This window comes from Micromonospora foliorum, assembly GCF_022229015.1.
In the GTDB taxonomy this organism is placed as follows: Bacteria; Actinomycetota; Actinomycetes; order Mycobacteriales; family Micromonosporaceae; genus Micromonospora; species Micromonospora foliorum.
Genome location: NZ_JAKKFF010000045.1, coordinates 1 through 26295 on the forward strand (window position 1 = coordinate 1; position 26295 = coordinate 26295).

At 66.4% G+C, this 26295-nt stretch carries 17 protein-coding genes; 6 read left to right on the forward strand and 11 right to left on the reverse strand.

What is annotated here, in order from left to right; genetic code table 11:
* The 6 genes from PSH25_RS04195 to PSH25_RS04220 all read right to left on the reverse strand — a co-directional run.
* Positions 1–1526 (reverse strand): BREX system ATP-binding domain-containing protein (locus tag PSH25_RS04195; RefSeq protein ID WP_238657738.1); only part of this gene is annotated, 1526 nt, incomplete at its 3' end.
* A 110-nt stretch (positions 1527–1636) separates the two neighbouring features.
* Entirely contained in the window at positions 1637–2239 is a 603-nt protein-coding gene (locus PSH25_RS04200; protein ID WP_238657739.1) for a VOC family protein, read from the reverse strand.
* 109 nt (positions 2240–2348) lie between these two features.
* A complete protein-coding gene (locus PSH25_RS04205; protein WP_238657740.1) occupies positions 2349–2621 on the reverse strand; it encodes a hypothetical protein in 273 nt (90 codons plus the stop codon).
* A gap of 159 nt (positions 2622–2780) precedes the next feature.
* Positions 2781–4175 carry a tannase/feruloyl esterase family alpha/beta hydrolase gene (locus PSH25_RS04210; RefSeq protein ID WP_238657741.1) on the reverse strand — a complete coding sequence of 465 codons (1395 nt, stop codon included), beginning with the start codon at positions 4173–4175 and terminating at the stop codon, positions 2781–2783.
* 657 nt (positions 4176–4832) lie between these two features.
* On the reverse strand, positions 4833–5288 hold the full coding sequence (locus tag PSH25_RS04215; protein WP_238657742.1) for an SRPBCC family protein: 456 nt from the start codon (positions 5286–5288) through the stop codon (positions 4833–4835).
* 333 nt (positions 5289–5621) lie between these two features.
* Positions 5622–6386, reverse strand: coding sequence for a hypothetical protein (locus PSH25_RS04220; RefSeq protein WP_238657743.1), 765 nt, complete (start codon positions 6384–6386; stop codon positions 5622–5624).
* Positions 6387–7160: 774 nt separating this feature from the next.
* On the opposite strand from PSH25_RS04220, the gene PSH25_RS04225 reads away from it, so the two are divergent.
* Positions 7161–8672 (forward strand): sialidase family protein, encoded by a 1512-nt coding sequence (locus tag PSH25_RS04225; protein WP_238657744.1) that lies wholly within the window; start codon positions 7161–7163, stop codon positions 8670–8672.
* 299 nt (positions 8673–8971) lie between these two features.
* On the opposite strand, the gene PSH25_RS04230 is transcribed toward PSH25_RS04225, so the two are convergent.
* Complete coding sequence (locus tag PSH25_RS04230; RefSeq protein ID WP_238657745.1) at positions 8972–10186, reverse strand: S8 family peptidase; 1215 nt, start codon at positions 10184–10186, stop codon at positions 8972–8974.
* Positions 10187–11085: 899 nt separating this feature from the next.
* Between PSH25_RS04230 and PSH25_RS34145 the strand changes: the two genes are divergently transcribed.
* Positions 11086–11445, forward strand: a complete 360-nt coding sequence (locus PSH25_RS34145; RefSeq protein WP_372492715.1) for a dihydrofolate reductase family protein — start codon at positions 11086–11088, stop codon at positions 11443–11445.
* Positions 11446–11456: 11 nt separating this feature from the next.
* A complete protein-coding gene (locus PSH25_RS04235) occupies positions 11457–11801 on the forward strand; it encodes a DUF1801 domain-containing protein (protein ID WP_238657746.1) in 345 nt (114 codons plus the stop codon).
* A 313-nt stretch (positions 11802–12114) separates the two neighbouring features.
* On the opposite strand, the gene PSH25_RS04240 is transcribed toward PSH25_RS04235, so the two are convergent.
* Both PSH25_RS04240 and PSH25_RS04245 read right to left on the reverse strand, forming a co-directional pair.
* Entirely contained in the window at positions 12115–12438 is a 324-nt protein-coding gene (locus PSH25_RS04240; protein WP_238657747.1) for a hypothetical protein, read from the reverse strand.
* An 828-nt stretch (positions 12439–13266) separates the two neighbouring features.
* Positions 13267–13821: a DUF4352 domain-containing protein gene (locus PSH25_RS04245; protein WP_238657748.1), complete on the reverse strand. Its 555-nt coding sequence runs from the start codon at positions 13819–13821 to the stop codon at positions 13267–13269.
* A 961-nt stretch (positions 13822–14782) separates the two neighbouring features.
* On the opposite strand from PSH25_RS04245, the gene PSH25_RS04250 reads away from it, so the two are divergent.
* The 3 genes from PSH25_RS04250 (at position 14783) to PSH25_RS04260 (ending at position 24197) form a co-directional block, all read left to right on the forward strand.
* On the forward strand, positions 14783–15139 hold the full coding sequence (locus PSH25_RS04250; RefSeq protein WP_238657749.1) for a hypothetical protein: 357 nt from the start codon (positions 14783–14785) through the stop codon (positions 15137–15139).
* A gap of 243 nt (positions 15140–15382) precedes the next feature.
* Positions 15383–22201, forward strand: coding sequence for a polymorphic toxin-type HINT domain-containing protein (locus tag PSH25_RS04255; protein WP_238657750.1), 6819 nt, complete (start codon positions 15383–15385; stop codon positions 22199–22201).
* A 709-nt stretch (positions 22202–22910) separates the two neighbouring features.
* Positions 22911–24197 (forward strand): IS256 family transposase, encoded by a 1287-nt coding sequence (locus PSH25_RS04260; protein WP_238657751.1) that lies wholly within the window; start codon positions 22911–22913, stop codon positions 24195–24197.
* Positions 24198–24516: 319 nt separating this feature from the next.
* Here the strand turns inward: PSH25_RS04260 and PSH25_RS04265 are convergent, their stop codons facing one another.
* Together PSH25_RS04265 and PSH25_RS04270 are read right to left on the reverse strand one after the other, a co-directional pair.
* Positions 24517–25050, reverse strand: coding sequence for a GntR family transcriptional regulator (locus PSH25_RS04265; protein ID WP_238657791.1), 534 nt, complete (start codon positions 25048–25050; stop codon positions 24517–24519).
* 654 nt (positions 25051–25704) lie between these two features.
* Positions 25705–26178: a hypothetical protein gene (locus PSH25_RS04270; protein ID WP_238657752.1), complete on the reverse strand. Its 474-nt coding sequence runs from the start codon at positions 26176–26178 to the stop codon at positions 25705–25707.
* Positions 26179–26295: the final 117 nt, after the last annotated feature.

The following is a 26295-nucleotide window of genomic DNA, read 5'->3' on the forward strand; positions in this document are numbered from 1 at the left end:
GCCCGGCGCAGGTCACCGCCACCGAGGCGGCCGGCGTGCACGGCGGCACCCACCGCCGAGAGGTACGTCATCCGCGCCGCACGGAGATCGAGTTTTTCGAGGCGGCGAGCAGCCGCGAGCAGTGGCGGCCCGGCGGCCCTGCCGGGGTTGAGCGCGAAGGCGGCTTGCGCCCGCAGACGCTCCACCCCGGCCTGCTGCAACGGTTCGAGTGGACCCGACTCAGCCGCCGCCAGCAGATCCGGCACCTGATTCAGCTCCCCGGCCTCGAGTCGGGCCCGCGCGGCGCCCAACGCGCGTGCGGCGCGCGACTTCGGGTCCGGGGTCAGCTCGGCGGCGCGCTCAAGGAAGGACGCGGCGGCGGACCGGCCGCCCCTGGCGAGCGCCCGTCCGGCCGAACGCTCCAGTTCACCGGCGACCTCCTCGTCCGGGCCGAGGGCGGCGTGCGCCCGGTGCCAGGCGCGGCGGTCGGGATCGTGCTCCGGGTCGGTCGCCTCGGCGAGTGCGCGGTGCACCTCACGCAGCTCCGCGGCCTCGGCCGACCGCCAGGCGGCCGAACGCACCAGCGGGTGACGAAACCGTACCCGGGCCCCGAACTCGACGAGCCCGGCAGCCTCGGCCGGCGCGGCGGCGTCGGGCCCGACCCGCAACCGATCGAGGGCGCGCCACAGCAAGGTCACGTCACCCACCGGTTCGACCGCTGCGGCGAGCAGGAGCCGGCGCGTGTTCGCCGGAAGCGCGGCGATGCGCCGTTGAAAGCCCTCTTCCATCCGGTTCACCAAGGGCGTCGTGGCCTGTCCGCCGAAGCCGAACGCCAGCTGCGCTGGCGTCAGGCCGCGCGGCAGTTCGAGCAGTGCGAGCGGGTTGCCGCGCGTCTCGGCGACGATCCGTTCGCGGACCCGGTTGTCGACCGGCCCGGACAACACCGAGTCCAACAGCGCCCGCGCCTCCGCGGCCGGCAACCCGTCGACGCGCAGTTCCGGCAGGCTGCCGAGGATCTGTTCGTCCCCCGGGCTGCGGGAGGCGAAGACCAGCGCGATCGACTCCTCGTCCAGCCGGCGGGCGACGAAGGTGAGAATGACCTCCGACATCCGGTCCATCCACTGCACGTCGTCCACGATGCAGACCAGCGGCCGTTCCGACGCGGCCTCCGCGAGCAGACCGAGCACAGCGAGGCCGATGAGCAGCCCTTCCGGCGGGTCGCCGGGGCTCAGCCCGAAGGCGGTGGCGAGGGCGACTCGTTGCGGCTGCGGCAACGCGTCGAGGTGACCGAGCAGCGGTGCGCAGAGTTGCTGCAGTGCCGAGTACGCGATTTCGGACTCTGGCTCCACCCCGGCGGCCCGGGTGACCTGACCGGCCGAAGCGTTCTCGCTCAGGTAGTCCAGTAGTGCGCTCTTACCGGCACCCGCCTCGCCGCGGAGCACCAGCACCCGGCTGTGTCCGGCACGGACGTCGCGCAGCAGCCGGTCGAGCGTCTCCCGCTCGCGCCGCCGCCCCCGCAATACGAAACTGTCGGTGTTACCCGGCACGTCACCCCTCCCCGACGGACAGTACACCGACTGAGATCACCAACCCCGCGTACGGCCTGCTCAGGGCTGCGGTCCCTCACGCGCCGACAGCGCGAGGGACCGTGCCGGAGTCACGAGCCGAGGCCGGCGGCCCGCGCCATGTAGTCGGCGTACCAGCTCGCCCAGTCCGGGTCCTCGTGACCGAGTTCCGCCTCGTGTCGGCCGTGCGCCACAGCGGCGTCGCGCAGAGCCTGTTCCACCTCGGGCACCGAGCCGTAGACAACGTGGGTGATACGTCCCGGATGCCGTGCGGTGACCTCCTGGAGCACGAAGCCGTTGCCGTCCGGGTCGCTGAACGACGCGAACGAGCTGTACGACCGCCGATCAGGCTGTGGGCCGGTCACCCGGTCGCGGGTGCCGGCGTGGTGGAACACGCCACCGGCGTCGTGGAAGACCTCGCTCACCTCGATCCCACGGGCGACCAGCTCCGCCCGGGCGGCGACGACATCGTCCACCACGAGGTGTACGCCCTGCACCGATCCCGGCGCGGCGTCGGACACCCCCTCCCCGATGATCAGGGAGGAAGCCGAGCCGGGCGGGGTGAAGTGCACGACGCGGAATCCGTCCGGGGCGACAAAGTCCACGTCCTGCCGGAAGCCGATCTTCTGGTAAAAATCCCTGGCCCGGTCCACGTCCGAAACCGGCAGGACGATGACCTCGAGCTTGAAATCCACGACCTTTACTCCTCCGCAGCGCAGGACGCCGTTCGACGTCCGGTCCTCACCGTCGCGCACCGGACTCGGGTGTCGCCCCAGGGAGAACCCCTGGCCGGTGCCCTGGGCCTCACCGGCCCAGCGCGTTGAACAGGTGCAGCCAGATGTCGCTCCGGGTGGGGAACGCGGGAATCGCGTGGCGCAACCGCCGGAGCGGAACCTCCCCGACGATCGCGATCGTGGCCGCGTGGAGGAATTCGACGACGGCGGTACCGGTGATGGTCAGACCGACCAGCACGTCACGGTCCTCATCGACGAGGAATCTGCTGGTGCCAGCCGTCAGCAGAGGCACGACGTCGAGGAAGCTGTGACTGTCATCGGGCCGGCCGTGCAGGGGCAGCACGACACCCGCGATGCTGAACGTAACTCTCGCGCCTCGATAGTGAAGCTCGTGCGGCGGCCCCGGATGTCAATCCGGGGCCGCCGTGTTGATCCGGTTCAGTTCAGGCCGCGACGCGGCGACACTTCGCCGCCTTGGTGTTGTTGCGGCCGCTGTGGCGGGTCACCGAGGGTAGTGGTGGATGTTGCTGGTGGTTGTGCCGTCTACGGACGTGGCGGGGAGGGTCTCCGGGGCTTGGCCGTTTTCCACCCAGTTGACCAGGGCGTCGAGGTCGGCGCCCGGGTTGACCAGCGGGCCGGTGCTGAAGAGCGGCGTTCCGCAGTGGTCGACGCCGGGCAGCAGGAAGAGGCGGTAGAAGTTGTCGACGCGCTGGCTACCGCCGAGGGCGGCGTTGACGTGCTTGCGGTAGTCGACCGTGCCCTGGGTCGGGATCAGCTGGTCTGATTGGCCGTGCCAGGTGAGCAGCTTGCCGCCAGCCTTGCCGAAGGTCGACAGGTTCGGGTTGTTGTTGGCGATGATGTCGTCGTACTGCTTGGTCGCCGAGGTGAAGAGCTGCGTGAATGTGGTGTAGGTGAGCTTGGTGCTGTCGAACGACGGGTTCTTCGTCACGAAGTACTTGGCCCACTGGTCGGGAACTGGGAAGGGCGCGCCGGGGTTGGCGATGAAGTTGAACGCGGAGCCCTTGTTCTGGCCGTACCAGAGCTGCTGGCCGGACGGTGAGACCGGGCCGGCCCAGATCTTGTTGACCGCGTCGGCGACCGCCTTGGTGATGGTGATTTCCTCGCCTTCACAGACGACCTTCTTGCCGACCAGGCGACGGGCGTCCCACTTACAGTCCTGTGGGTTGTGGATGACGCCGTCCTTGACACCGTCGAGGGGGTCGCAGGCCGTGACTGCGGCGGTGTTGAAGGCGGCCAGTTCGCACTGCGACGGGGCGACCTTCTCTTCGTTGTAGACGGCCTGCGACCACAGCGTGGCGATCTCGAACCGGTTCCACTCGATCGCCGGCGCGTTCGCGAGGATGCCCTGGAAGTCCGTCGGGTAGTTCTGTGCCTCGGCGTAGCCTTGGCGGCCACCGGTCGAGCAGCCGGTGAAGTACGAGTACTTCACCGTGCGCTGGTAGAACTTGTTGGCCACGTCCTTGCCGATGACCGCCATGTCGTGCACAGAGCGGGAGGCGAAGTTGGTGAGCAGTCCGGTGTTGATCTTGCCGTCGGTCAGCCCCCAGCTGGCGTCGAGGCCGCCCTTGACGCCGGCGTCGGTGGCCGCGCCGACGTATCCGCCCTTGACCGCGCTGATCAGCGGGACGCTCAGATCGCTGAGGTCGCCGGCGGAGTAGGCGCTGCCGCCGGTGGCCTGGAAGCGTCCGTTCCAGTTCTTCGCATCCTGGGGGAGCGAGACCTTGATGGTGACGGTGTCATTCGCGCCCGGGTGGGTCACGACCACAGTGATGTCGCACCAGGCAGGCACGGCGTTGATCGGCGGATTCTGCGGGAGCCCCGGGGTGGACGGGAACGTGAAGTCGCCGCCGGCCTTGGAGACAGCCTTGACCGACACCACTGACGTGCCAGACGGCGCGGAAACGGGAACGGCGGCGCAGGTGGTAGCGGCGGTCGTGCCGCCGTCGCGGGTAGCGGCGTTGACAGCTACGGGCGTGAGGGAGGCCGCTAGTGGTACTGCCGCGGCCATCAGAATCATCAAGCGTCGCTTCATACCCAAAACCCTCGCCTAACCGGGACGACCTCACCCCAGGGTGAGGCACTGGTGTGCACCCTGGCCGAGGACCCGAGGCACTCGCGCGCTCCGTGACGGCCCGCGGGATGGTTCCGTTCCCGTGGCCGGGCTGCTTCCCGACCCGGTTTACCGAGGCGATGGTGAGTGGCTGAGCATGGTGTCTGCGGGGTAGAACCGGCGAAGAATCCGGGCCGCGCAAACCGTAAGCGGCACCCAGCGCACGAAATGGGCTACCGACGTTCAGGTGGTCCGCGTCGGCGGCGTCGATTCAGAGACGGAACCGGAGTTGCCGCAGTCCTAGTCCGGCAGGGGAGAGACCCTGCGGGTGCCAGGTCAGTTGGCGCCCGATGCCGGGGTGGTCCAGCAACCGGGGGAAGGGCAGATCCTTCGTGGTGTCAGCCGACGCCTGACCGATCAGGCGTGCACCGTCGGCTGGCCAGAGGGTGCGGCCGTGCCACGCCCGCACCTCGGAACGTCCGGTCAACCACCGATGGCCATGCTGCGGGCTTCGATGGCTTCGACCGTGTTCTTCAACGCCTTACCCAGCACGCCCTTGCCGACCGAGCCCAGCACGACGCCTGTCAATCGGCCCTTGAAGTTTTTGCCCTCGCGGACCACCACGACGTCCAGGACCGTCGTCCCGTCCCGCTCCGGCCGCAACGTATAGGTGTGACCTGACCTGCCGCCCCAGATGTTGGAATCGGTCGTCGTCATGGTGATGCGGCGGGGGTTCGACCAGTCATAGCGCAGACGCTCCCAGATACCGCCCGAGCCTTCTGTGACGTCAGCCCAGCCAGGGCCCTGGCTGTGCACCGTCAGATACTCGTCGGCGCTGTTGCCGAACACCTCCGAGCGGCCCGGTCCGAAGTCGGTGAGTGCGGCAAGAACCTGCTCCGGCGTCGCGGTGGTTCTCTGAACGAAGTGAATCACGGACATGGCGTTCTCCTGGATCTCCCGCGGACTGACGTCCTCTCAGAGTTCCCGACCGCGGAGCCTGGCGAGCCCGTGTCCTACCCTGGTTCTCCGTTCCAACTCACTGGTCGACGCCAGTGGCCCGGCCATGGGTGGTTGTCGAGGAGCGGGTCGCTTGCTCGCCCTGTGGTGGCCTCCTGCGTGCCGGCTTTCGCCTGGTGCCGACAGGGTGGCCGGCCTCAATCGACGTGCCCCGCTGACCATCGTGGCGTTGGCACCGCAATCCGGCCTTTCGGCTGCCGGTGCCCGGTGAGGGGCAGTGGCTGACGTGGCCGCGCCCGGAATGGGCCGCGCAGCTCAGCCAGGCCAGCACTGATTGAGGCGGTATCCGATCCCGTGGGCCATTAGCGCTCCGCCCATGTACCCGGCAAACAGTGGCTGCACCTGGGACGGGACGATCGCGTGGGTGTTCAGCAGTGCCTTGATCTTGTCGGCGGCGCCCTGCGCGGCAACCCCGGAGTCGATCTGCGCCTCCTGCCAGGTCACCGGCGTACCGTCGCGAAGTCGCCGCGGCACTCCGATGTTCACGCCCACCACGATTTCTGTCGGCGGAGCGAAGGCCGAGCCGCCGTGGTGGAAGACCACCGCTCTCACGCAGCCGGTCTCCTGCCAGTTCTCCCCCGTGGCCCGAAAGAGGAAAACACTGGGATCGACGACATCGGTGGTTGGCGTCTCCTCGCCCGACTCCTGCGGTTGCGCGACCGGCTCGGGGTGGTGTTTGGGAGCCTCGGCCTGCTGCGGGATGGGTAGGTCCGCGGGAACGGTGGCTGGTACGAACGGAACGATGTCCGGATGGGAGGTCCGGTAGACCGTCATCGTCTCCCTGGTGTCGGTCTCCAGGACGCCTGTCTCGGGGTTGTGGTGCGCGGTCCCCACCACACGGCCGGACGAGTCGACCAGGAACACCGTGTCGTGGGCTGTCGGCCCGGCAGAACCGGTACCCGCGCCTGAACCGGCATGGGCATGCCGGAGCCAGCGCAGATCGTCGAAGATGGAGCCGCCGGACTCCCGAGATTCTGCAGTTTTCATCACGGGATCGTTTCCGTACTCGCCATCGGCCATGCTCCACACAGTAGAAAGGTGGCGGAACGGGAGTCCATCGACGGACAGCAAGGCGACACGGCCGGCCCATTCCGACCCGAGGAGGAACGACGATGGCGTCTCGGCAGGACGTCTGGCGACCACGGTGGCGGCGGCCATCGGCCCCTACGAATCACCGCTGGGCAGGTTCTGGTTATCCCCGAGCAGTGGCTTCGACGTCCGACGCCTCCGAGGTGTACGCGCCGGTGTTATCCACCCCGTAGCCGATGAGGTAGTGGCGGCGGCCGCCGTGCACGAACTCCTGAAGGGTTGTACGTCCCGCAGGGCGCCACGAATGGCCGCTCGCGGTCCTAGGAAAACCGGTTCATCCACCCGGACATCGCTTATTACCCGCCGGTACACAATGCGGTCCACCACGCGGTCCGATCCTTTCACATCCGCCACGAGTGGCAGGTGGGTGACCAGCGGTTGCTCCGAGGTGGGGCGGAGGTTGGCGGGCGGGTTGGTCGGGTTCACGGCAGTGTCCGGGAGCGCTGCACCCGATGCTCAGCGCCAACCAATTCGTGGAGGTATCTGATGCGTGTCGCTCCCGTCCGTCGACGATCCGTGGCGGCCGTACTCGCGGCTGTCCTTGCCTGTCTGAGCGCCCTGTCCGCCGCAACGCCAGCGGGGGCCGAACCCTTCTGTGACAGGCCGAACCCGCCACCGATCTGCTTCGAGGATCCGGAGCCAGCCCCTGATCAGGCCCCGACCGGAGCCTTCGACGCCCTCGAGGGTGGTTTCGGTGAGGTTCGGGTGTCCGGATGGACGACCGACCAGGACGCGGCCGGCGCCACGACTAGCGTTCGGGTACGCCGAGACGGTGTGCAGGTCCTGTCGATCACCGCGAATCTGTGGCGCTCCGATGTCGGGGCACACGGGTTTGACCAGCCGCTGCCGGCTGCCACCCCCGGGCCGCACACGATCTGCGTGGCCGCGGTCAACGTCTACGGCGGCTTCCCCCACCGCCCATCGGAGGTCGGACTGGGCTGCCGCACCTACACCGCCGGACGCCACCTGGTCGGCAGCGACCAGTACACCGGTCCGGATACGCAGCACGCGACGGCGGTGGAATCCGACTCGTACGCCTGGGGCAAGACCGTCGTCGCCGCGTACCAGGTTGGTCGATCGGCCACCACGATGGGCGCCACCAACATCGGCTTCACCGTTTCCTACGACGCCGGCCTCACCTGGACCAGCGGCAACGTGCCCGGCATCACCCGCGCCGAGAGCGGTCCCCACCAGCGCGCGAGTGACCCGGTCGTCGGGTACAGCGCCAAACACGGCGCCTGGCTGATCGCGACCCTGCCCATCAACGCGGCGGGCGACGGGGCACTCATCAGCCGTTCCACCGACGGCCGCACGTGGGGCGCTCCGGTCTGGGCGATCGGCAACGACGGGCAACCGTGGGACAAGGAATGGGTGGTGTGCGACAACTGGACCAGCAGCCCGCACTACGGCACCTGCTACCTCACCATCACCAACCTGAGCCTCAACGGGCGGATCGAACTGGCCCGTTCCGTCGATGGGGGGCAGACGTGGGTGACTGTTCCCAACCCGTCCGGCCCCAGCGTCAGCCCGTCGGGTAACGGCACCGCCCCGGTCGTCCGCCCGGACGGCCGCCTGGTGATCCCCTACGGTGTCAACGGTTGGTACAGCGTCTTCACCATCGACGGTGCCGGCACCACCTGGAGCACCCCAAGATCCCTGCACCACGGTCTCTCCCGCAACGTAGACATGCTGCGCGACGTCGCGGTCATCTCCGCCGACGTCGACAGCACCGGCCGCGTCTACGCCACCTGGCACGGATGCCTCGCCAGCAGTCCACCCTGCCAGTACAACGACGTACTCTTCAGCAGCTCCACCGACGGGCTGACCTGGGGCCCGCCGACCGTGGTACCGATCAACTGCCCGGACCAGGGACTGTGTTCCACCAGCGACAGGTTCGCCCCCTCGATCGCCGTCGACCCACGCCAGCCCGGACGCATCGCGATGATCTACAACGACTACTTCGGCGGCTCCGTCACCGTCCAATACAAGAGCTCCACGGACGGCGGCCACAACTGGCGGGAGTACCGCGACGCCCTGGCCGGACCGATGCCCATCACACACATGGCCAACAGCACCCAGGGACGGATGTTGGGCGAGTACCTCGGCCTGTCCATCGCCAACTCGAGCGCGATCGCGGTCTTCCCCGTCGCCCTGACACCACCCAGCGGAGGCGGCTACAACCAGGCGATGTATACCCACACCCCGCTCGGGTTCTGACCACACCCTCCGGGGCAGTGAGCAGGCCGGCCGTCAGCCCCAGGGCCGCGGCGCCGCCGCGGACGCGCGGTACGGACCATGTGAATCGGAAGATCAACACTGCGGCGACGGCGGCGATAGGTGTCGGCTGTGCCGCCGTCAGATCGGGCGTGCACGGCATGAGCCAAGCACCGGCCGCTTGCTGGGGAGCAAGGAGCGGCCGGTGCTCGGTTCGTGGCTCCCGCAGCACGGGACGCGCGGCGAGGAGTCGGGGTGGGAAGGGTCGAGGATGTCGGCACCGTCGCCGGTGCCGGCCTTTCTTAGAAGGTGGCGACGTTGAGAAGCTTCTCCTTGACGCCGTCCGGGTCGCCGACGTTGTTCCAGTCCGTCGTGCCGGCGGCCTGGAGGGCGGACTTGACGGTGCCGGGCGAGGCGATGGGGTGGGTGGCCTTGTAGAGGGCGGCGCCGCCGGCGACGTGCGGGCTGGCCATCGAGGTGCCGGAGATGGTGTCGTAGCCGCCGCCCTTCCAGGTCGACTCGATGCAGACACCGGGGGCGATGAGGTCGACGTCAGCGCCGTAGTTGGAGAAGTCGGCGAGGGTGTCGTCGACGTCGCTGCGGCAGGTGGCGGAGGCACCGCCGCCGGGAAGGCCGTTGAAGTCGGCGAGGGCGCTGACGGTGATCACCTCGTCGTACGCGGCGGGCACGAACGTGCTGGAGTCAGCGGAGCTGTTGCCGGCCGCGACGACGTACGTGACACCGGCGGCGACCGAGCGGCAGATCGCCTCGTGCATGGCGTCCTTGTTGCTGCCACAGGCGCTGTCGGAGCCGGAGCCGCCGAGGCTCATGTTGGCTACCTCGATCTTGTCCGCGTTCGCGGTCACGTAGTCGATGCCGCAGATGATGTCAGAGAAGCTGCCGCTGCCCGAGTTGCTCAATACCCGCACGGGCCAGATCCGGGCGCCCGGGGCGACGCCGACCACACCGGTGCTGTTGTCCAGCGCGCCGATGGTGCCGGCGACGTGGGTACCGTGCCCGTTGCCGTCGTCCGCGGTGCGCCCGGTGCTGCAGTTCTTCGCACCGGTGGTGTAGACGTTCAGGTCCGGGTGGTCCAGATCGACGCCGGTGTCGATGACGGCGACGTCCACGTTCACCCGCTCGTCCACACCGTTGATCTTCGCGGTCGGGCTGAGCTCGGCGTCGGCCCGGTTGATACCGGTGGGGGTCGACTGCGCCGCGGTGGTCGCCACCCCGTCAGCCTGCACGAACAACACTCGCGAATCCCGGGCGATCCGCTCGGCGGCGGTGGCGCTCATCTTGGCCGAGTAGCCACGCAGCGCGTGCTGGTAGACGTAGCCGACCGTCGCGCCGTTCGCGCGGGCGTGCGTGGCCGCGACGGACGGCGAGTCGGCGTCCGCGCGGAGGACGACGATGTAGCCGCTTGTCGCGTCAGCGGGGGCTGCGGTGGCGCCCGTCGCTGCGGCGGAGGCGACGACGATGCCGGTGAGCATCGCGACACAGAGCGTTCTGCGCATGGGGTTCCTCTCCACGTGTGGCAGGGGGCTGTTGGCCCACCGGCAGCCTGCACGGGGATGCGCGGCCCCGACCAGAAGGAAACACCATTCGTTACTATAAATATATAAATAGCAGCAAATCGCGCATAATGACGGCCCCGACGTCGTGGACATCGGGTCGCGGACGCTCCTTCCGGGATAGCGGCGGCTGACCCGTCCGCGTTTCACCACGGGCTCCTGGCGTCGAGCAGGCAGGCGGAGGCCGTCGAGTCAGTGGGAGCGAGAGGGGTCCGTGAGTGGACGGAGACACCCGAGTCCCGCGCTCGTACGTCAGGCCGCTGAGGAGGATCCCGCGGCGACAACGCGGGTCATGACCCCGATCAGGCCGATCGCGGTGGGCTACAGCCTGGCGCGGGTGGGCCATGTCGGAATCGCCAGGCGCGTTCCGGCAGACGTTTCGCGCAGCCGATCGGTCTCCTCGCTGAGCGTGGTGTCGCCGGCGCGGGACAGGCGGTAGTGGCGGCGCGGCCGGCCGTCCATTTCGTCCTCATCGCGGTACGCAGCAACACGAAATCGTCGTCTCAAGCGCCCATCGCCAGTCCAAGCCCTCTACGTGCCGGCCGTAGGTGTGTCGGGCAGTCGCGCTGTCATGTCGTCATGACACGGCCTACCCAAGCCCTTGAGCACCTCGCTTGTTCGTTTATCCCTGCTACCTCGCCCACACGGTCGAGTCCAAGCCGGATGCCCCGCCCGGAATCACGCCGAGCCCCGGACTCCCGCCAATGACCCGCGCACGGCGAGCGGTGCCGCTCGTTCCTGCCCCTGTCGTCAGCCACCAGCCACGGGTGGTCATCGAGCGCAGCCGGCACCCGGGCGAGTGAAGCAACACCACAGTCATCAGCGACAACGTCGCCGGACTGATCACCAGGCTGAAGGCGGAGGTAAACGGCGACATCCTGATCTACGGCAACCTCGCACTGGTCAGATGGTTGCTGCGCAACGAACTCGTCGACGAACTGCGGCTGGTCACCTACCCCGTCGTGATGGGCGGTGGCGTGCGTCTCTTCGAGGATTCGGACGAGCCAGCGGTCCTCCGACTGGTCGGCACGCAGGCGTTCGATTCGGGAGTGGCCTTGCTGAACTACGCTCCGGCCGGGGAGAAGCTCGTCGGGTGGGGTCAGGAGCCCGGGGTCCCCAACGATGAAGGGCGAGAGCGCAGGCGCAGTCCACCCTCGTCCACTACACGCACGATAGGCACCTGCCTTTTACGGACACCATGAAGGGGAAGACCGTGAACGACGACGTCACCCAGTACATCAACAAGACGCAGCCGTGGCAGATCGACGTATGCGAAAAGCTGCGTGCGATGATCGACGAAACTATTCCAGGTGTCGAGGAGCGGCTTCAGTACGGCAAGCCGCACTACTTCAAGAACGGCCATCACGCGGCCGTCATCGCGGTGGCCAAGTCCAAGGTCTCGTTCATGGTCTTCAACGCAGCGGACATCCCCGAGGTCAAGGGATTCCTGCGGGCGATGGGAAACGGTGAACGCAAGACCGTCGACATCACGGAGGGACAAGACGTCGACTACGGCACGCTCGCCGGTTTCCTGGGCAAGACCACGGCGGCCTTGTAGGCGCAGCGTGTCCGCCGTGACGGGGAACTTGCCCACCTGATCCGGCCGATCAGCGTGAGTGCACCTCCGTTTGCGCTAATGGAGGCGGGGCCACCCGGCCACCACCTCACACTGCCCCACACGAGTTCACGCCGGTCGCGCCCGAGTCCACTACCAAGGCTGCGGCCGGCGATCCGTCCACTTTCGCGGCGCGCTGAGCCGGCCTGGTTGACGCGGCTGGTGTCCGGGTCGGTTCGGCGCCCGCTCGCGGTGGGGCCTTTCGCGCACACCCCACCGCGGTCCCTGCTTGGGTGCCCTCCTGGTCATCGGTCGGTCAGCTACGCGCCGCGGGCACTTGGATGGTTTCCGTGGTGGGAATGTAGTGCTGGCCAGGGTCCAGGCTGTCGTCGGTCAGGAGCCAGCTCCCCGCCGGTGAGGGTCCATTCGTAACCGCAGTAGCCGGGACCGATGTAGTAGCGGCGGCGTTCGCCCAGAACTCGCTCGTACGGTGGCCTGCGGCGAGGACGGTGTCGTAGTTTCCGCGCGTGTAGTTGCCGTCCCGAACGTGGATGACCCCCACGCCGATTTTGCTGCCGTTGAGGATGTCGTTGGACGCCGCGCTGGCCGGGGCAGCCACGGCAAGTGTGGCTGCGGTCATGCCCACAGCGGCGCCCACAGCGACGGCCTTTTTCGGCAGAGACAAGGCTCGGTCCTCCCTTCTCGCGGCACCGTCTCGACGCCGACGACTCCGTGCCGGCCCGGGGTGGGCGGCATCTGTGAGGGACGATCGTGCCCAATCGATGTCGGATTCTTGTTGGCTTGTTTCGATCGAGCTCGTTGAGCCCATCGAGCGGCACCACGGCTAGCATCTCGCCAGTCAGCTCGGCGACGCTGCTCGCTGACGTGGCCATGCGGGCGAGTGTGCGGCACAGCAGGCTCGGCCGCATCGCCATTACCGCAGCGATCCCGTCGCGTCGCCGTCGGGATCCCGCTCGTTGTTGGATTGCTACAGCATGATCGGCGTACAGGACCAGGCGTGGTCGATGATTTCCTCGGCAAACCGCCCCGCCGTCGCTGAATGCGCAGCGCCGCCAGGTCGTTCTCGACCGTGGGCGGTGGTTGGCTGAAGGCACGGTCGATCCACCGGCCCGAGTTTTTGCGAGGGGCGCCGCTCACGTCAGTGACGGAGTGGTGTTCCGAGCTTGGTACGCGGCAGTATGCCGGACCCGCACCGATCTTGGGCAGCGTCTGGGCACCCGAATTTGGGAGCCATAGGCGAGCGACTCGGACACGTCCTGCTACCCCGTCGAGTCGAAGGGGTTTGGGTACAGTTATTGCTGCCCCAACCGCAATAACTGTACCCAAACACACCTGCCCCAAGTAAACAATCTCAAGGTGGGGTCGTCCGGGTCAGGTCGATGATTCGCGCCCGTGTCGGGCCGGGTGCCTCGGCCGGCGCTCAGCCGCAGGTGCTGGAACGGTAACGTCACGGAGTCCAAGTGATTGGTTCGGGAGCCCCTGCTGGCGTATATTCCACCGCAGTCGGCTTTCCGTCCTTAGGTACCTTGAACTCAAGCCAACCACGAACGCAGGTCCCGACCTTGATTTCCTTCCGGTCGGGATACTCGGGCTTCATGCCGTTGCTGCCAGCGTGGCCAGTGCTCTTGATTGAAGCGTCCCCGAATTTCAATACCCAGTTTGAGGTGCCAATCGAGACAGCGGAGTATCCCTTGGGTAGTTTTTTGAGGCAGTATTTGAGGTCGATCGCGCCATAGACATAGGCACTGTCTGATGGATTTCCGAATTGCGTGGCGTTGTGCTTGTAACCGTAGAACGTGATGGTCGAGGTGTTTTCGTCAAAGGGAATCGCATCGCCAAGCTTGTTCCCTGCGGGTGCCGAGGACGGCGGGGTCGATGGGACCGCGCTGGCGCTTTGGCTCGGAGCGCTCGCCGCGGTGGACTCGGTGGCTCCTCCGCATCCCGCCACTGTCATGGCCACCGCGACCGCGATGGAGGGGATCATGGTCTGCCTCAAGTGCACCCTTTTGCTCCTATGCTCAGCTTGACGATCTATGTACTGCCGGTCGGCCGCTCCTCGACGCCCAGCCAAGGACGACCTTCGGGGACATCTACCGACGGGAGGGAGGGCCGGCGGATCGCGGCTAGCTAGGGAAGATAGCCCATCGACTATCTTCCCTGGGGGTCGAGGCAGGTCGTCAGGGTCTTGCGAGGCGGACCAGGAAGACCGTGGCGGCGATGAGGATTAACAGGGTCGGCCCCGTATGCCACATGTACAACCTCGCCCATGCTGGTCGAAGGCGGAGGGCCCGGAAGTAAACAGTCCGCTATAGGTTTGATCATGTCACTGCCGGTATCGACGAACCATCCGCTCATCGGCAGATGCGGAAGCCGAGCGCCGCGCCGTGTTGGGTGGTCGCTCGTTACGCAACGTCACTGACTGGGCCTGTCGGTCAGTCCCGCAGCCGTCGAGGCAGTCGACCATCGGCAAGGGGCCCGCTCCCGATGCAACTTTGTCGTCAAGCCGTACCTGTCTCTGCACCGGAGCCGGTACGCCGACACCAAATGACGTTGGAGTACTAGGCGGCCACACCCATTCCGACATCGATGCCGAGGGTCAGCCGAGCAGTGGACCGCACGATTCCGCCGATACGGCTATGACGCACATCACGCGATCGGCACGTTTAACTGACATCGGTTACGTGGCGTAGTGAATCAAGCTCAGGGAGGCATTGTCATAGATAACGTGCGATGACAGCGAGGTCCGATGTGGAGCCGGTCAGCCTGTGCGCGGCCCAAGGAGACCAAGCGAAGGGATCGCTAGCCCTATCGTCTCTGCCACTGCTCCTTGATCGATTGGACGTGTGGCATGGGTCGTCGGTGCCGTCGTGGGCTGGCAGCCTGGGTAGCCGCTGCTGTCACCGGCAGTTCGCTCGTCGTTCCTGCCTCCGTGCCCGCCGCTGGGGCGGCTCCAGCGTGTACGGGTGTCGCCCCGGTCGGAGGCCGAGGCATCGGCGCCGGCCGCGGCCTGTGCCGAGCCGGTATCCGTGGACGGCTCCCGCACAGAACTCGCCCAGGTGGTGGCGCAGCCCGAACGGGGTGTCGACAGCAACCTCGTCCTCACCCAGGCAGGTTTCCCCCTGTGGGACACCGAAACCCGGGGCAATCCCGGCGCCCATGTCATCCTGCAGACCGACGGCAACTTGGTTGTCTACAGCCGGGATGGCACGCCGGTGTGGCACACCAACACCCGTGGCTCGAACGCGAGCCAACTAGTGCTGCGAGACAACGGCGACTTGGTGCTCCTCGACCCCGGCGGAACCGTCATATGGCACCGGTGACCCGGCCGTAAACCATCTCCCGCTCGGCCTGGCCCCGCCAGGCCGAGCAGGAGAGGTCGAGGTCCGCCGGTCTGGCAACAGCCGGTCGCTCCTGTCGAATTCCCCCAAAGCTTTGTAGTGGTCGTCGGAGAGGAACAGTTCATGTCGGCACGGTCTGTGCGCGGCCCACGGCGGGTCCGCCGGCGTCTTCACGGTACGAACGGCCGGCGCTGGCCGTTGGTCGGGTCGGTGATCGCTACTTTGGTGCTGTCCCTGGTGCCGTACGTGCCGGCGCAGGCGGCGGCACCGCGCCAGCCGTCGAAGCCGCCCGCGGAGAAGCTCGACCGCGACGGCGGCCCGGTAACCGGTGGCAAAGCCTGGCAGCAGAACAGGGTGACCTCCGCCCCCTCACCGGCAGCGAAATGGCCCGCTGCGGCGGCCGCGCGGGTCGACCTCGCCGCGACCTCAGCCCGTGCGGCCAGAGCCCGTGCGGCCAGCAGCCGCGGCGTGCGGGCCGGCTCGCTGCCGGTCTGGGTCGAGCGGGGCGCCGGCAAGGCCGGCGAGCCGCTGGTCCAACTCGACGTGAAGATCGTGGACCGGGCAACCCTCCCGCAGGCGTGGCGCGACGGCCTCATGCTGCAGGTGACCGCCCCGCAGGGCGCACCGACCGGTGTGGCGAAGGTGTCGGTCAACTACGACTCCTTCCGGTACGCGGCCGGTGGGTCCTGGGCGTCGCGTCTGCGTCTGTGGCAGGTGCCGCAGTGCGCGATGAGCAACCCCACCAGCCCTAGCTGCCGGTCGTTGCCGCTGCACACCGTGAACGACGCCAACGCCGGAATCGCCACCGCGGACGTGAGCGTCGCGTCGGCCACTGCGCCATCCGGCTCCTTTCTCATGCTGGCCGCTGCGTCTGCCGGGGCCGACGGTGACTTCGGCGCGACCAGCCTCGCCCCCTCGTCCACCTGGTCCAGCGGCGGTAGCGCTGGTGACTTCTCGTGGAACTACCCGCTGCGCATGCCGCCGGCGACCGGCCCGGCCCCGTCGGTCGCCCTGAGCTACTCGTCATCCACTGTCGACGGCCGGTCGGAGGTGACGAACAATCAGCCGTCGTGGATCGGCGAGGGCTTCGACTATTCGTCCGGTTTCATCGAGCGGCGGTACGTGCCCTGTGCCGAGGACATGAAGAACGGGGCGACCAACACTACGAGGACCGGCGACCAGTGCTGGCGCTCCGACAACGCCACGATGAGCCTCAACGGCAGCGGTGGCGAGCTCATCTACCAGGCTGGTAAGGGCTGGCACTCCCGCGTTGAGGACGGCTCGAAGATCGAGAAGCTGACCGGTGCGACCAACGGCGACAGCGGCGACCCGGCTTACGGTGACGTGGGTGAGTACTGGAAGGTGACCACCACCGATGGCACCCAGTACTTCTTCGGCCGGCACAACCTGCCCGGCCAGACGACCGTAACGAACTCCACCCTCACGGTGCCGGTGTTCGGCAACCACACCGATGAGCCGTGCGCGAAGGGCACGTTCGCCGGATCGGACTGCGTGCAGGCGTGGCGGTGGAACCTGGACTACGTCGTCGACGTGCGCGGTAACACCATGTCGCTCTGGTACGGCAAGGAGACCAACAAGTACGCCCGCAACGTCACCGACTCCGACGACGTGACCTATGACCGGGCCGGCTACCTCACCCGCATCGACTACGGCACCTACGACCGAACCTCTGCGACGCACGGCGTCACCGAACGCAGCACCACCCCGTACGCGCAGGTCCTGTTCACCACGGACATGCGCTGCTTCACCACCTGTGGCACCGAGGCCGCCCCGGTGACCGCGAGTTGGAAGGACACCCCCTGGGACCAGGACTGCAAGGCATCGGCCACGTCCTGCCCGCAGCAGTACACGCCGACGTTCTGGACCACCAAGCGGCTGAAGACGGTCACCACCCAGGTGTGGGACACCACCAAATCAACCCCGGACTGGCAGCCCGTCGAGTCCTGGACCCTGGGGCACACCTTCTCGGCGACGGCCGACTCCACCCACGAGGGCCTGTGGCTGGACCGCATCGACCACGCGGGCCTGGTCGGCACCACCGCCATCAACCTCCCGCAGGTGACTTTCGGTGCGGAGTCAAAACCGAACCGGGTGTACACCGAGCACAGTCCCACCGACAACTGGCTCCGCCTGTCGAGCATCGTCACGGAGACCGGCGCCCGCATCAAGGTCGACTACTCGCCGGCCGAGTGCACCGCCGCCATCGTCGCCGCGCTGGCGCCGCACAGCAACACCCGGCGCTGCTACCCCGTGAAGGTGCCCGACCCGCAGGACCCGACGGGCAACACGCTGGTCACCGAGTGGTGGCACAAGTACCGCGTCGAGCACGTGGCCCAGGACGACGTGCAGCTTCCCAAGGGGAAGTCGCCGACCACGCACACCTGGTATGACTATCCCGGTTCCCCGGCGTGGCACTTCGACGATGATGACGGCCTGACCAGGCCGGAGCGCAAGACGTGGGGACAGTGGCGCGGCTACGACAAGGTCAACACCCGGGTCGGGGACAGCGGCAACCCGCAGACGTTGACCGAAACGACGTTCCTGCGCGGCATGCACGGTGACAAGCTCAGCCCATCGGGCGGTACCCGCAGCGTGCCCGTGCCAGCGTCGCTAGGCTCGGAGACCGTCTACGACGAGGACCAGTTCGCCGGGCAGATCCGCGAGCAGGTCGTCTTTAACGGCGTCGACACCAAGCCGGTGTCGAAGACGGTGAACGTGCCTTGGCGGTCGAACCCTACCGCGAGCCGCACCATCAACGGCGATCTTGTTGAAGCGCGGTTCGTCAAGACCCAGGCGACCTACGCCGGCACCGCGCTGGGCGTCGATGGTTCCCGAGGGTGGCGCACCTCGCGCCGGACGAGCGATTACGACCACACGTACGGCACAGTCAAGTGGTCGCAGGACGACGGCGAATACTTGAAGGCCGGCGACGAGAAGTGCACCACGTACACCTACAACCAGAATCTGGGCAAGAACCTCACACAGCTGGTCAAGCAGACCACGACCACCGCCTTGGCCTGCGGTACCGCCCCCACCAGTGTCGATGACGTCATCTCCGACGCCCGCGTCTACTACGACGGCGCGACCAGCGCCGACACCGCACCCACGTTCGGCTCCGGGACCAAGACCGAGCAGCTCAAGGACTGGACGTCCGGCACCGGGACGACGTGGCAGACGACCTCCCAGGCCACCTACGACGTCGCCGGCAAGCAACTGACCTCGACCGACATCAAGGGCAACATCACCACCACCGCATACACCCCCGCCGTCGGCGGACCCATCACCCGGGTCACCAGCACCAACCAGCTGAACTGGTCGTCGACGGTGCAGACGAACCCCTACTGGGGCTCGACCACACAGACCACCGACCCCAACGCGAACGTCACCTCAACAGTCCAGTACGACGCGCTCGGCCGCGTGGCCAAGGTATGGACCCTGGGGTGGACCAGCGCCGCGAACCCGAACACACCCTCGGCGCAGTACACCTACACGTTCGCTGCGGGACGCGACAGCTACCCCTACGTCACGTCGAAGACCCTGAACGCCGACGGCGTCTACGTCACCTCGCAGCAGATCCTCGACGGACTGCTGCGTCCGCGGCAAACCCAGTCGCCGTCGCTGGGCGGCGGCAGCGACCGGGTCGTCACCGACACCCTCTACGACGCGTACGGGCGCGAGGCGGCAAGCTACGCCGCCCACGCCGAGCCCGGCGCCCCGTCAGGCGTCCTCTGGTCGGAACCGGACTGGTCCGTACCCGCGGTGTCCCGGACCGTCTACGACCAGGCGTCCCGCCCCACGAACAGCATCTTCCTGGCCGGCGACAACGTCACGAATCTGCTGGAGAAGTGGCGCACCGTCAGCAGCTACGAGGGTGACCTGACCAAGGTCACCCCGCCGGAGGGTGGCACTCCCACCACCACCGTCACCGACGTCGAGGGCCGCACCGTCGGACTTCGGCAACACACCACGCCCTCCGGCGTCAACGGCCCTTACCTGGAAAGCACCTACGCCTTCAACCGCAAGGGCCAGGCGACGAAGAACACCGACTCCGCCGGAAACGAGTGGATCAACGAGTACGACGCCAAGGGCCGCCTCTGGCGCACTACCGACCCGGACAAGGGCACCACGACCAGCGCCTTCTACGACGACAACGCGTTGAAGCAGACAGTCGACGCCCGCGGCGAGGCACTCTGGTACGTCTACGACCAACTGGGCCGCAAGACACAACTCCGCGACGACTCCGCCTCCGGACGCCTGCGCTCCGAGTGGAAATACGACACCCTCTACGGCGAGCCGAACCCCAGATTCAAAGGGCAGCTCACCCAGAAGATCCGCTACGACTACGATTCCGCCGGCACCGCCAGCAAGTACGAGTGGCACGTCGGCAACTTCAACGAGCGCTACCAACCGACCGGCGTCGACTACGTGATGCCGTGGAACTCCGACCTCGGCGACACCTACGGCTTCGGGTACAGCTACTCCCAGTTCACCGGCGCCCCCACGAAAATCGCCTACCCGGCTGGCGGCGGCCTCGTCAACGAGCAGCTGACCACCGACTACGACTCCACGACCGGCATGCCCGTGCGCCTCGACACCAGCCTCACCGGCTTCGTGGGCACCATTGCGACCGCCAGTTACACCGCGTACGGCGAACGTAGCGGTTCGATCTACAAAATCCCCGGGAGCGGCAACTTCACCCAGGACACCGTCTACCGCGATGGGGCAACCCGCCGCGTCGACCGGACCATCATCGAGCGCTCGACGGTTGCCGGCACGGTCTCGGACCGCCGCTACTCCTACCAGGACGCCGGCAACCTCGAGTCGATCACCGACAGCCCACAGGTCGGTGAGGCGGACGCTCAATGCTTCCGCGACGACGCCCTGGGGCGCTTGACGACCGCCTGGACCCCGAAGGCCGGCGTTTCCTGCGACGTCGATCCCGTCCTCGCCAACCTCGGCGGGCCGGCACCGTACTGGCTGGACTGGACCTTCACCGACACCGGCAGCCGGCGCACCGAAACCAGCAACGACAGCAGCGGAAAAACCACCCGCAGCTATACCGTGCCCGACGGTGGCCCGGGAGTCGTACGACCCCACGCCGTCACCAACGTGAAGACCGTAAACCCTGATCGGACGACCACCAGCAACAAGTACGAATACGACAAGTCAGGCAACACTACCTGCCGGCCCAGCTTCAACCGCGCCAGCAACAACTGCTTCACCAGCGCCAACAACCACATCCTCGGCTGGGATGCCGAAGGCAAGCTCGCCACCGTCAGCGTCGCCGGGAACCCCATCGAGACCAACATCTATGACACCGACGGTGTAAGGCTCATCCGCAAAGACACCACCGGCACCACCCTGTACCTCCCCGGCCAGGAGATTCGCTTCCAGGGCGGCGTAGCGACCGGCACCCGCTACTACGACTTCGCCGGCACGACCATTGCCAGCCGCACTGCGGGGTCGGCGGTCACCGATCTGACCTGGCTCTACAGTGACCACCAAGGTACCCAACAGGTCGCCGTCAACGCCGGCACCCAAACAGTGGACATCCGTAGGCAAACCCCCTACGGCACCCCACGCGGAACGAACCCCACCTGGCCCAACAGCAAGGGCTTCGTCGGCGGCGACAACGACCCCACCGGCCTGATCAACATCGGCGCCCGACAGTACGACCGAACACTGGGCCGCTTCATCTCAGTCGACCCGCTCATGGACCTGACCGACCCACAGCACTGGAACGGCTACTCCTACGCCAACAACAGCCCCATCACCCTCTCCGACCCCAGCGGCCTCGACCCGGGCGGCGGCCAGCGAATCGACCAAGAAAGAGAAGAAGAAGAGGCGGCAAACCCCTCACCCCCTGGCGGCGGCAACGAAAAGGCGGCACGTCTTGCAGCCAAGGGTGTCTTCCTCGCGACCTACACCGACGACAACATCAACTGCAAGGCTCACAAAGGCGACTGCCTTACGTATCGCATGGCAGTGATTGAGCAAGACTACGACCCAATCAAAGCCGAGATTCAGATCCTCTGCGCCGGCAAGTTCTCGGACTACACCAGCTGCCTCAACCAGTACGGCTGGGAGTGGGACTGCGGCGTCGCAAAGTGCCCCGAATCAATGATGCACGCCGGTGAGATTGCGCTTGGCATGGTCATATCTGAAATATTGGTGGCCGCCGGCCGTGCCCTCGTCACCGTCGTCGCCGCCAGAATTGCCGGCAGCGTGAGCACCAACGCGTCCCGCAGCGCCGGCATGTCGAGCGGCAAACCCGTGCCCGGAAGCGGCTGTCACAGCTTCGCCCCACAGACACTAGTCCTCCTCGCCGATGGCACGACCCGCCCGATCGGCGACGTCAAAATCGGCGACGAAGTACTCGCGTACGATCCAGAAACCGGTGAGACCGACACCGAGCAGGTCGAACAGCTCCACCTGAACCAAGACACCGACCTCGCCAACGTCACTGTTCAACCGGCGAGCCAGCCCGTAGAAGTTCTGGAGACGACCCAAAACCATCCGTTCTGGAGCATCGACCGCAGCGACTGGATAGAAGCGAAGGACCTGCGTCCGGGCGAAGGACTCCTTTCCAACGGTGGTGCAGTCGTTCGGGTGACAGGCGTTGACAACTACGCCGGCTCGCGCGCCATGCGTGACCTAACCGTTGCCGACATCCACACGTACTATGTGATGGCCGGCAACACGCCCGTCCTCGTGCACAACACAGGGTGCGGAACACGCGCGGCGAGCGAGTTGGGTGATCTAAAGCCGATCCACGGGATCGATCCCAACAAGGCGGCTAGCCTTCGGCAGCTTAGCGACGAAGATCTCCTGAGGTCATTCAATAATCCGGCGGATGGCGGTGCCGTGCTAGTCACGAGAGATGGAACGATTATGAACGGTCACCACAGAATTGCAGAGCTTCAGCGGCGTATGAATGACCCAAACAGTACTATTACTCCGGGGATGCGGGTGCGCATCGATGAATACCAGCGACAGATGCCGAGCGATGGGTTCTGGGACTGACATGGATCCGGTTGTGAGCTCATCGGAAATTCGTCAGCAGTTAACGATAGCAGTTGATGACCCCTCCTTCAGTGTCAGGCTAGCCCCCGTATCTGTGCTGGTCAGGTTGCATGCTGAGGCTAAGGTGGACGGATCGTCGGCCACATGGAGCTCCGAAGCGGCTCTCATCTCCCAGGTGGGTGAGAGTACAAACGCAATCGTGATTCCAACTATTAAAAATGGCGGCTCAGTCGCTCTTCCTGAGACATGGCGATGTCATCTCTGGTTTGTGGAACGAGACGGAGAAGCCACGGTGTCGCTGCTGGACATCCGGCGCGACTCGTTCCTAGCGCTTCGGGAGTTGGATGATCGGCTTCAACTTATGAAGGCGGTTCGCCTACTTGTCGACGGTTATCGGTTGAGTGCTTTGAGGTAGTGCGTTGAGCCGCAGAGATCGGATGGCGGTATTTCAGGATCAAGGCGGATTATGAGAGGTTGAGGCCAACGAGATCGCATTTTCGATGGTGCGACGGAGTGGCTACGAAGCCGGAGGGTGACGGGTGGTCGTACAGGTTGCTCGTGGTCGGCCCGCGTTGCCGTCACGGTTGCCGTCATCGATGCACCACCCATACGCGTACCTCGATGCGTGTCTTCGCTCGCGGGTCTGTGGATCTAAGGGTGTTTCCGGCCTGACCTGCCGGGCGTTGTGCCTGGTGAGGAGGGTGCCGTGATGACCGCGACACTGAACAACCAGACCGGACGCAAGAAGCGGCCCGAGCCGTCGGCCGAGGCGAAAGCCGCAGCCGAGCTGGTCCGGGCGGCGAAGGAACAGGGCCTGTCGCTGACCGGCCCGGATGGGCTGTTGAAGCAGTTGACCAAGACGGTCCTGGAGACCGCGTTGAACGAGGAGATGACCGATCACCTCGGCTACGAGAAACACGATCCGGCCGGCGCCGGTGCGGGCAACATCCGCAACGGAACCAGGCCGAAAACGGTGCTGACCGACGCGTCCGGGCCGGTTCCCATCGATGTGCCGCGGGATCGGGCGGGCACGTTCGAGCCGCAGATCGTCCGTAAGCGGCAGCGCCGCCTGTCCGGGGTCGACGAGGTCGTGTTGTCGCTGTATGCCAAAGGGCTGACCACGGGCGAGATCTCGGCCCACTTCGCCGAGATCTATGGGGCTTCAGTCAGTAAGGAGACGATCTCGCGGATCACCGACAAGGTGATCGAGGAAATGACCGACTGGTCGCACCGGCCGTTGGACGAGATTTACGCGGCGGTGTTCATCGACGCGATCGTGGTCAAAGTTCGGGATGGGCAGGTCGCGAACCGGCCGTTCTACGCAGCGATCGGGGTCACCCTCGACGGGGAGAAAGACATCCTCGGGCTGTGGGCCGGCACCGGTGGTGAGGGCGCGAAGTTCTGGATGAGTGTGCTGACCGACCTGCGCAACCGAGGCGTGAAGGACGTGTTCTTCCTCGTCTGCGACGGGCTCAAAGGCCTGCCAGAGGTCGTGACGAACGTGTGGCCCCGCACGGTGGTGCAGACCTGCATCATCCATCTGATCCGCAACACCTTCCGGCTCACCTCACGCAAGTACTGGGACGCGCTGAAGCACGACATCAAACCGATCTACACCGCCGTCAACGCCCAAGCGGCCAGGGCCGCGTTCGACGACCTAGCCGAGAAGTGGGGCGGGCGGTATCCGGCGGTGATCCGGCTGTGGGACAACGCCTGGGCGGAGTTCATCCCGTTCCTCGACTACGACGTGGAGATCCGCACCGTCATCTGCTCCACGAACGCGATCGAGTCGCTCAACGCCCGCTACCGCCGGGCGGTGAAGGCCCGCGGCCACTTCCCCAACGAGCAGGCCGCGTTGAAGTGTCTGTACCTGGTGACCCGATCCCTGGACCCCACCGGAGCAGGAAGAACCCGATGGACGACGCGCTGGAAACCCGCCCTGAACGCCTTCGCCATCACCTTCAGCGACCGCTTCCCAGCCGCTGAAACCTACTAACCAAGATCGCCGGAAACACCGTTAGCGAGACAGGCCCTCGCTCGCTGCCACAACTTGTGATTATGGTCGGGGATTGCGCGGTGGCGCGCCGCGTCAGCGGTGCGGCGTCGATCGCCGGTAGCGCGTGGAGAGCTGGGGGCGTGAAGCGATCGTTGCGGCCCTCAACCGCGAAGGCTCTTGATCGCTGGAGGTTCATGGTTTTGTTGTGTGGGCGTGTGCGCGCGGGGCCGGAACGGCTGTAGCGCGTGCGCGCCGTCTTGATCCTGTAGAGCAGTTTTGAGCCAATCGGATCTCGGTCGAGGGCCTTGGTCCGGCTGGCTCATTGCTTAGGTGCGCGGTTGCGGCTGCTGCGGGGACGCTTGGCGGGCGGCGAGGGCTGGTCGCCGTCGCTGGCCCGTTGGAGGTGCTCGGGCTGCTGGGCGAGGTTGCCTCGGTCGGCCTGGTATTTGATCACGTCGTCGATGAGGTCGTTGGTGGTGTCGGCGTGGCGCAGCAGGTCGTGCAGGGCTGCGTTCTTGTCGTCGGCGGTGCGGGCGTGGTGGTAGCGGATGGTGATGGCCTGCTCGTCGGCGAGGTAGGCGGCGACTCTGCGGCGGAGGTCGGGGTCGTCGATGGGTTCGCGGAGGGTGCCGCCGCGTAGGAGGTCGAAGGCGTCGGGGTGCACGAAGGTGCCTTTGCCGGCGACGCTGTAGGTGATGCGCCGGTGTTGGAGTTCGCGTAGTGCGCGTTGGGCGGTCATGGAGGCCACGCCGTAGAGATCGGCCATTTTGCGGGCGGACGGTAGTGGGTCGTTGGGGTTGAGGCGTCCGTCGCGGATCTGGTCGAGGATGTCGTCGACGACCTGCTGGAGCAGGGCTGTGAGATGCGCAGGCCTCCGGCGGCAGAGGAAGCGGGTGCGTTCAGACCTTGCGCGTTCTGGGTAGGCCCCCGTTTACCCCCCGAAAACCCCCGGCTGAGGTTGACAACCAGTGACAAGAAGTGACCACTGCTTGTTCGTGGTCTGTGCAGTTCAGCGCCTAGTTCTGAGAGTTAATGACAAAGTCGGGATGGTTGCGGATGGTAACAAGGGGTTTTGACAAGCAATGACAAGCCCTGAACGAGGCTCGACAAGAGGTACTCCTGGGTTCGAATCTCCTCGTTCCCACGAGGACTACCTGGCAGTCACGGTAGCCGCAGCCTAGTAGGAGGAGCGAGACAGGGAGTCTGGAGCCTGGGAACTTTACCGTGGAGCGCGGCTTGGCGCGAAGCCTCCGAGTCGCCGGGGAACCTCAGATCTGCAATCCGGCTGGTCGCCTGTTGTTCTGCGGCGAGACTCGGCCGGGCTCGATGCACGACTCACCCAGGCGCGGACCGCCAATCTTGTCGATCTCCTGCTCCACGCGCACCTCAGATGCAGGTCCTCGCCGACGCCGGTGAGGCAGTCGTGATCAACGATTATCGATGTCGCCACCACCGGCGCGACGTCCCTTTGGCATGACGCCTGAGAAGGGGCCGACCGGTGGAGCTGCTAAGGCTCGATGTCGCAGCCGAGTCGCCGGGGGCCGCTCCCGCTGGACCACCACCAGTACTGGGGTCCATCGGGTTCAAGGAGCAGCCAGAGGCCATGCTTGTAGGGACACATGCTGGCGGGAAGGCTGACGTGGCCCCGGAAGTTCTGGTCACTCGGGACTGGGTTGCTCGGCAGCAAGCGCAGGCACTTGTCGTAGGCCATCGCCTCGGCGGCGTGCCCGGTGAGAACCGAGAGCTTGGCGAAGTCGTGGAGCCTCCCGTCCTCGCGGTTGTGGGTCTTGACTTCAATCGCGAGCAGGTTGCCTGCGGGGCCCAGCTCGTGTCGTCGGTGGACAATCATGTCCGGGATGATCTTGCGACTGAGTCCTGCACCGATCAGCCTCTTTGTCACTTGGCCGGCGCGCTCGTAGTCCTGGTCGAGTACTAAGCCGTTCAGTGACAGGCCGGTCAGGTGCCTGTTGAGGTAGATCATCAAGCGCCCGACCACTACCCGCTCAGTGGTTCCCAGTAGGTCTAAGTCATGGGTGTATAGGTCATGAACCGAAGCGCATATGGCACCGCGGAGCTGGTCAAACGACGGATCCGCATC

Excerpts from the sequence above, each read along its gene's own strand:
- PSH25_RS04215 (WP_238657742.1), bottom strand. The coding sequence starts at position 5,288 with ATGTCCGTGATTCACTTCGTTCAGAGAACCACCGCGACGCCGGAGCAG.
- PSH25_RS04220 (WP_238657743.1), bottom strand. The coding sequence starts at position 6,386 with ATGGCCGATGGCGAGTACGGAAACGATCCCGTGATGAAAACTGCAGAA.
- PSH25_RS04230 (WP_238657745.1), bottom strand. The coding sequence starts at position 10,186 with ATGCGCAGAACGCTCTGTGTCGCGATGCTCACCGGCATCGTCGTCGCC.
- PSH25_RS04240 (WP_238657747.1), bottom strand. The coding sequence starts at position 12,438 with ATGACCGCAGCCACACTTGCCGTGGCTGCCCCGGCCAGCGCGGCGTCC.
- PSH25_RS04260 (WP_238657751.1), top strand. The coding sequence starts at position 22,911 with ATGACCGCGACACTGAACAACCAGACCGGACGCAAGAAGCGGCCCGAG.
- PSH25_RS04270 (WP_238657752.1), bottom strand. The coding sequence starts at position 26,178 with ATGATCTACCTCAACAGGCACCTGACCGGCCTGTCACTGAACGGCTTA.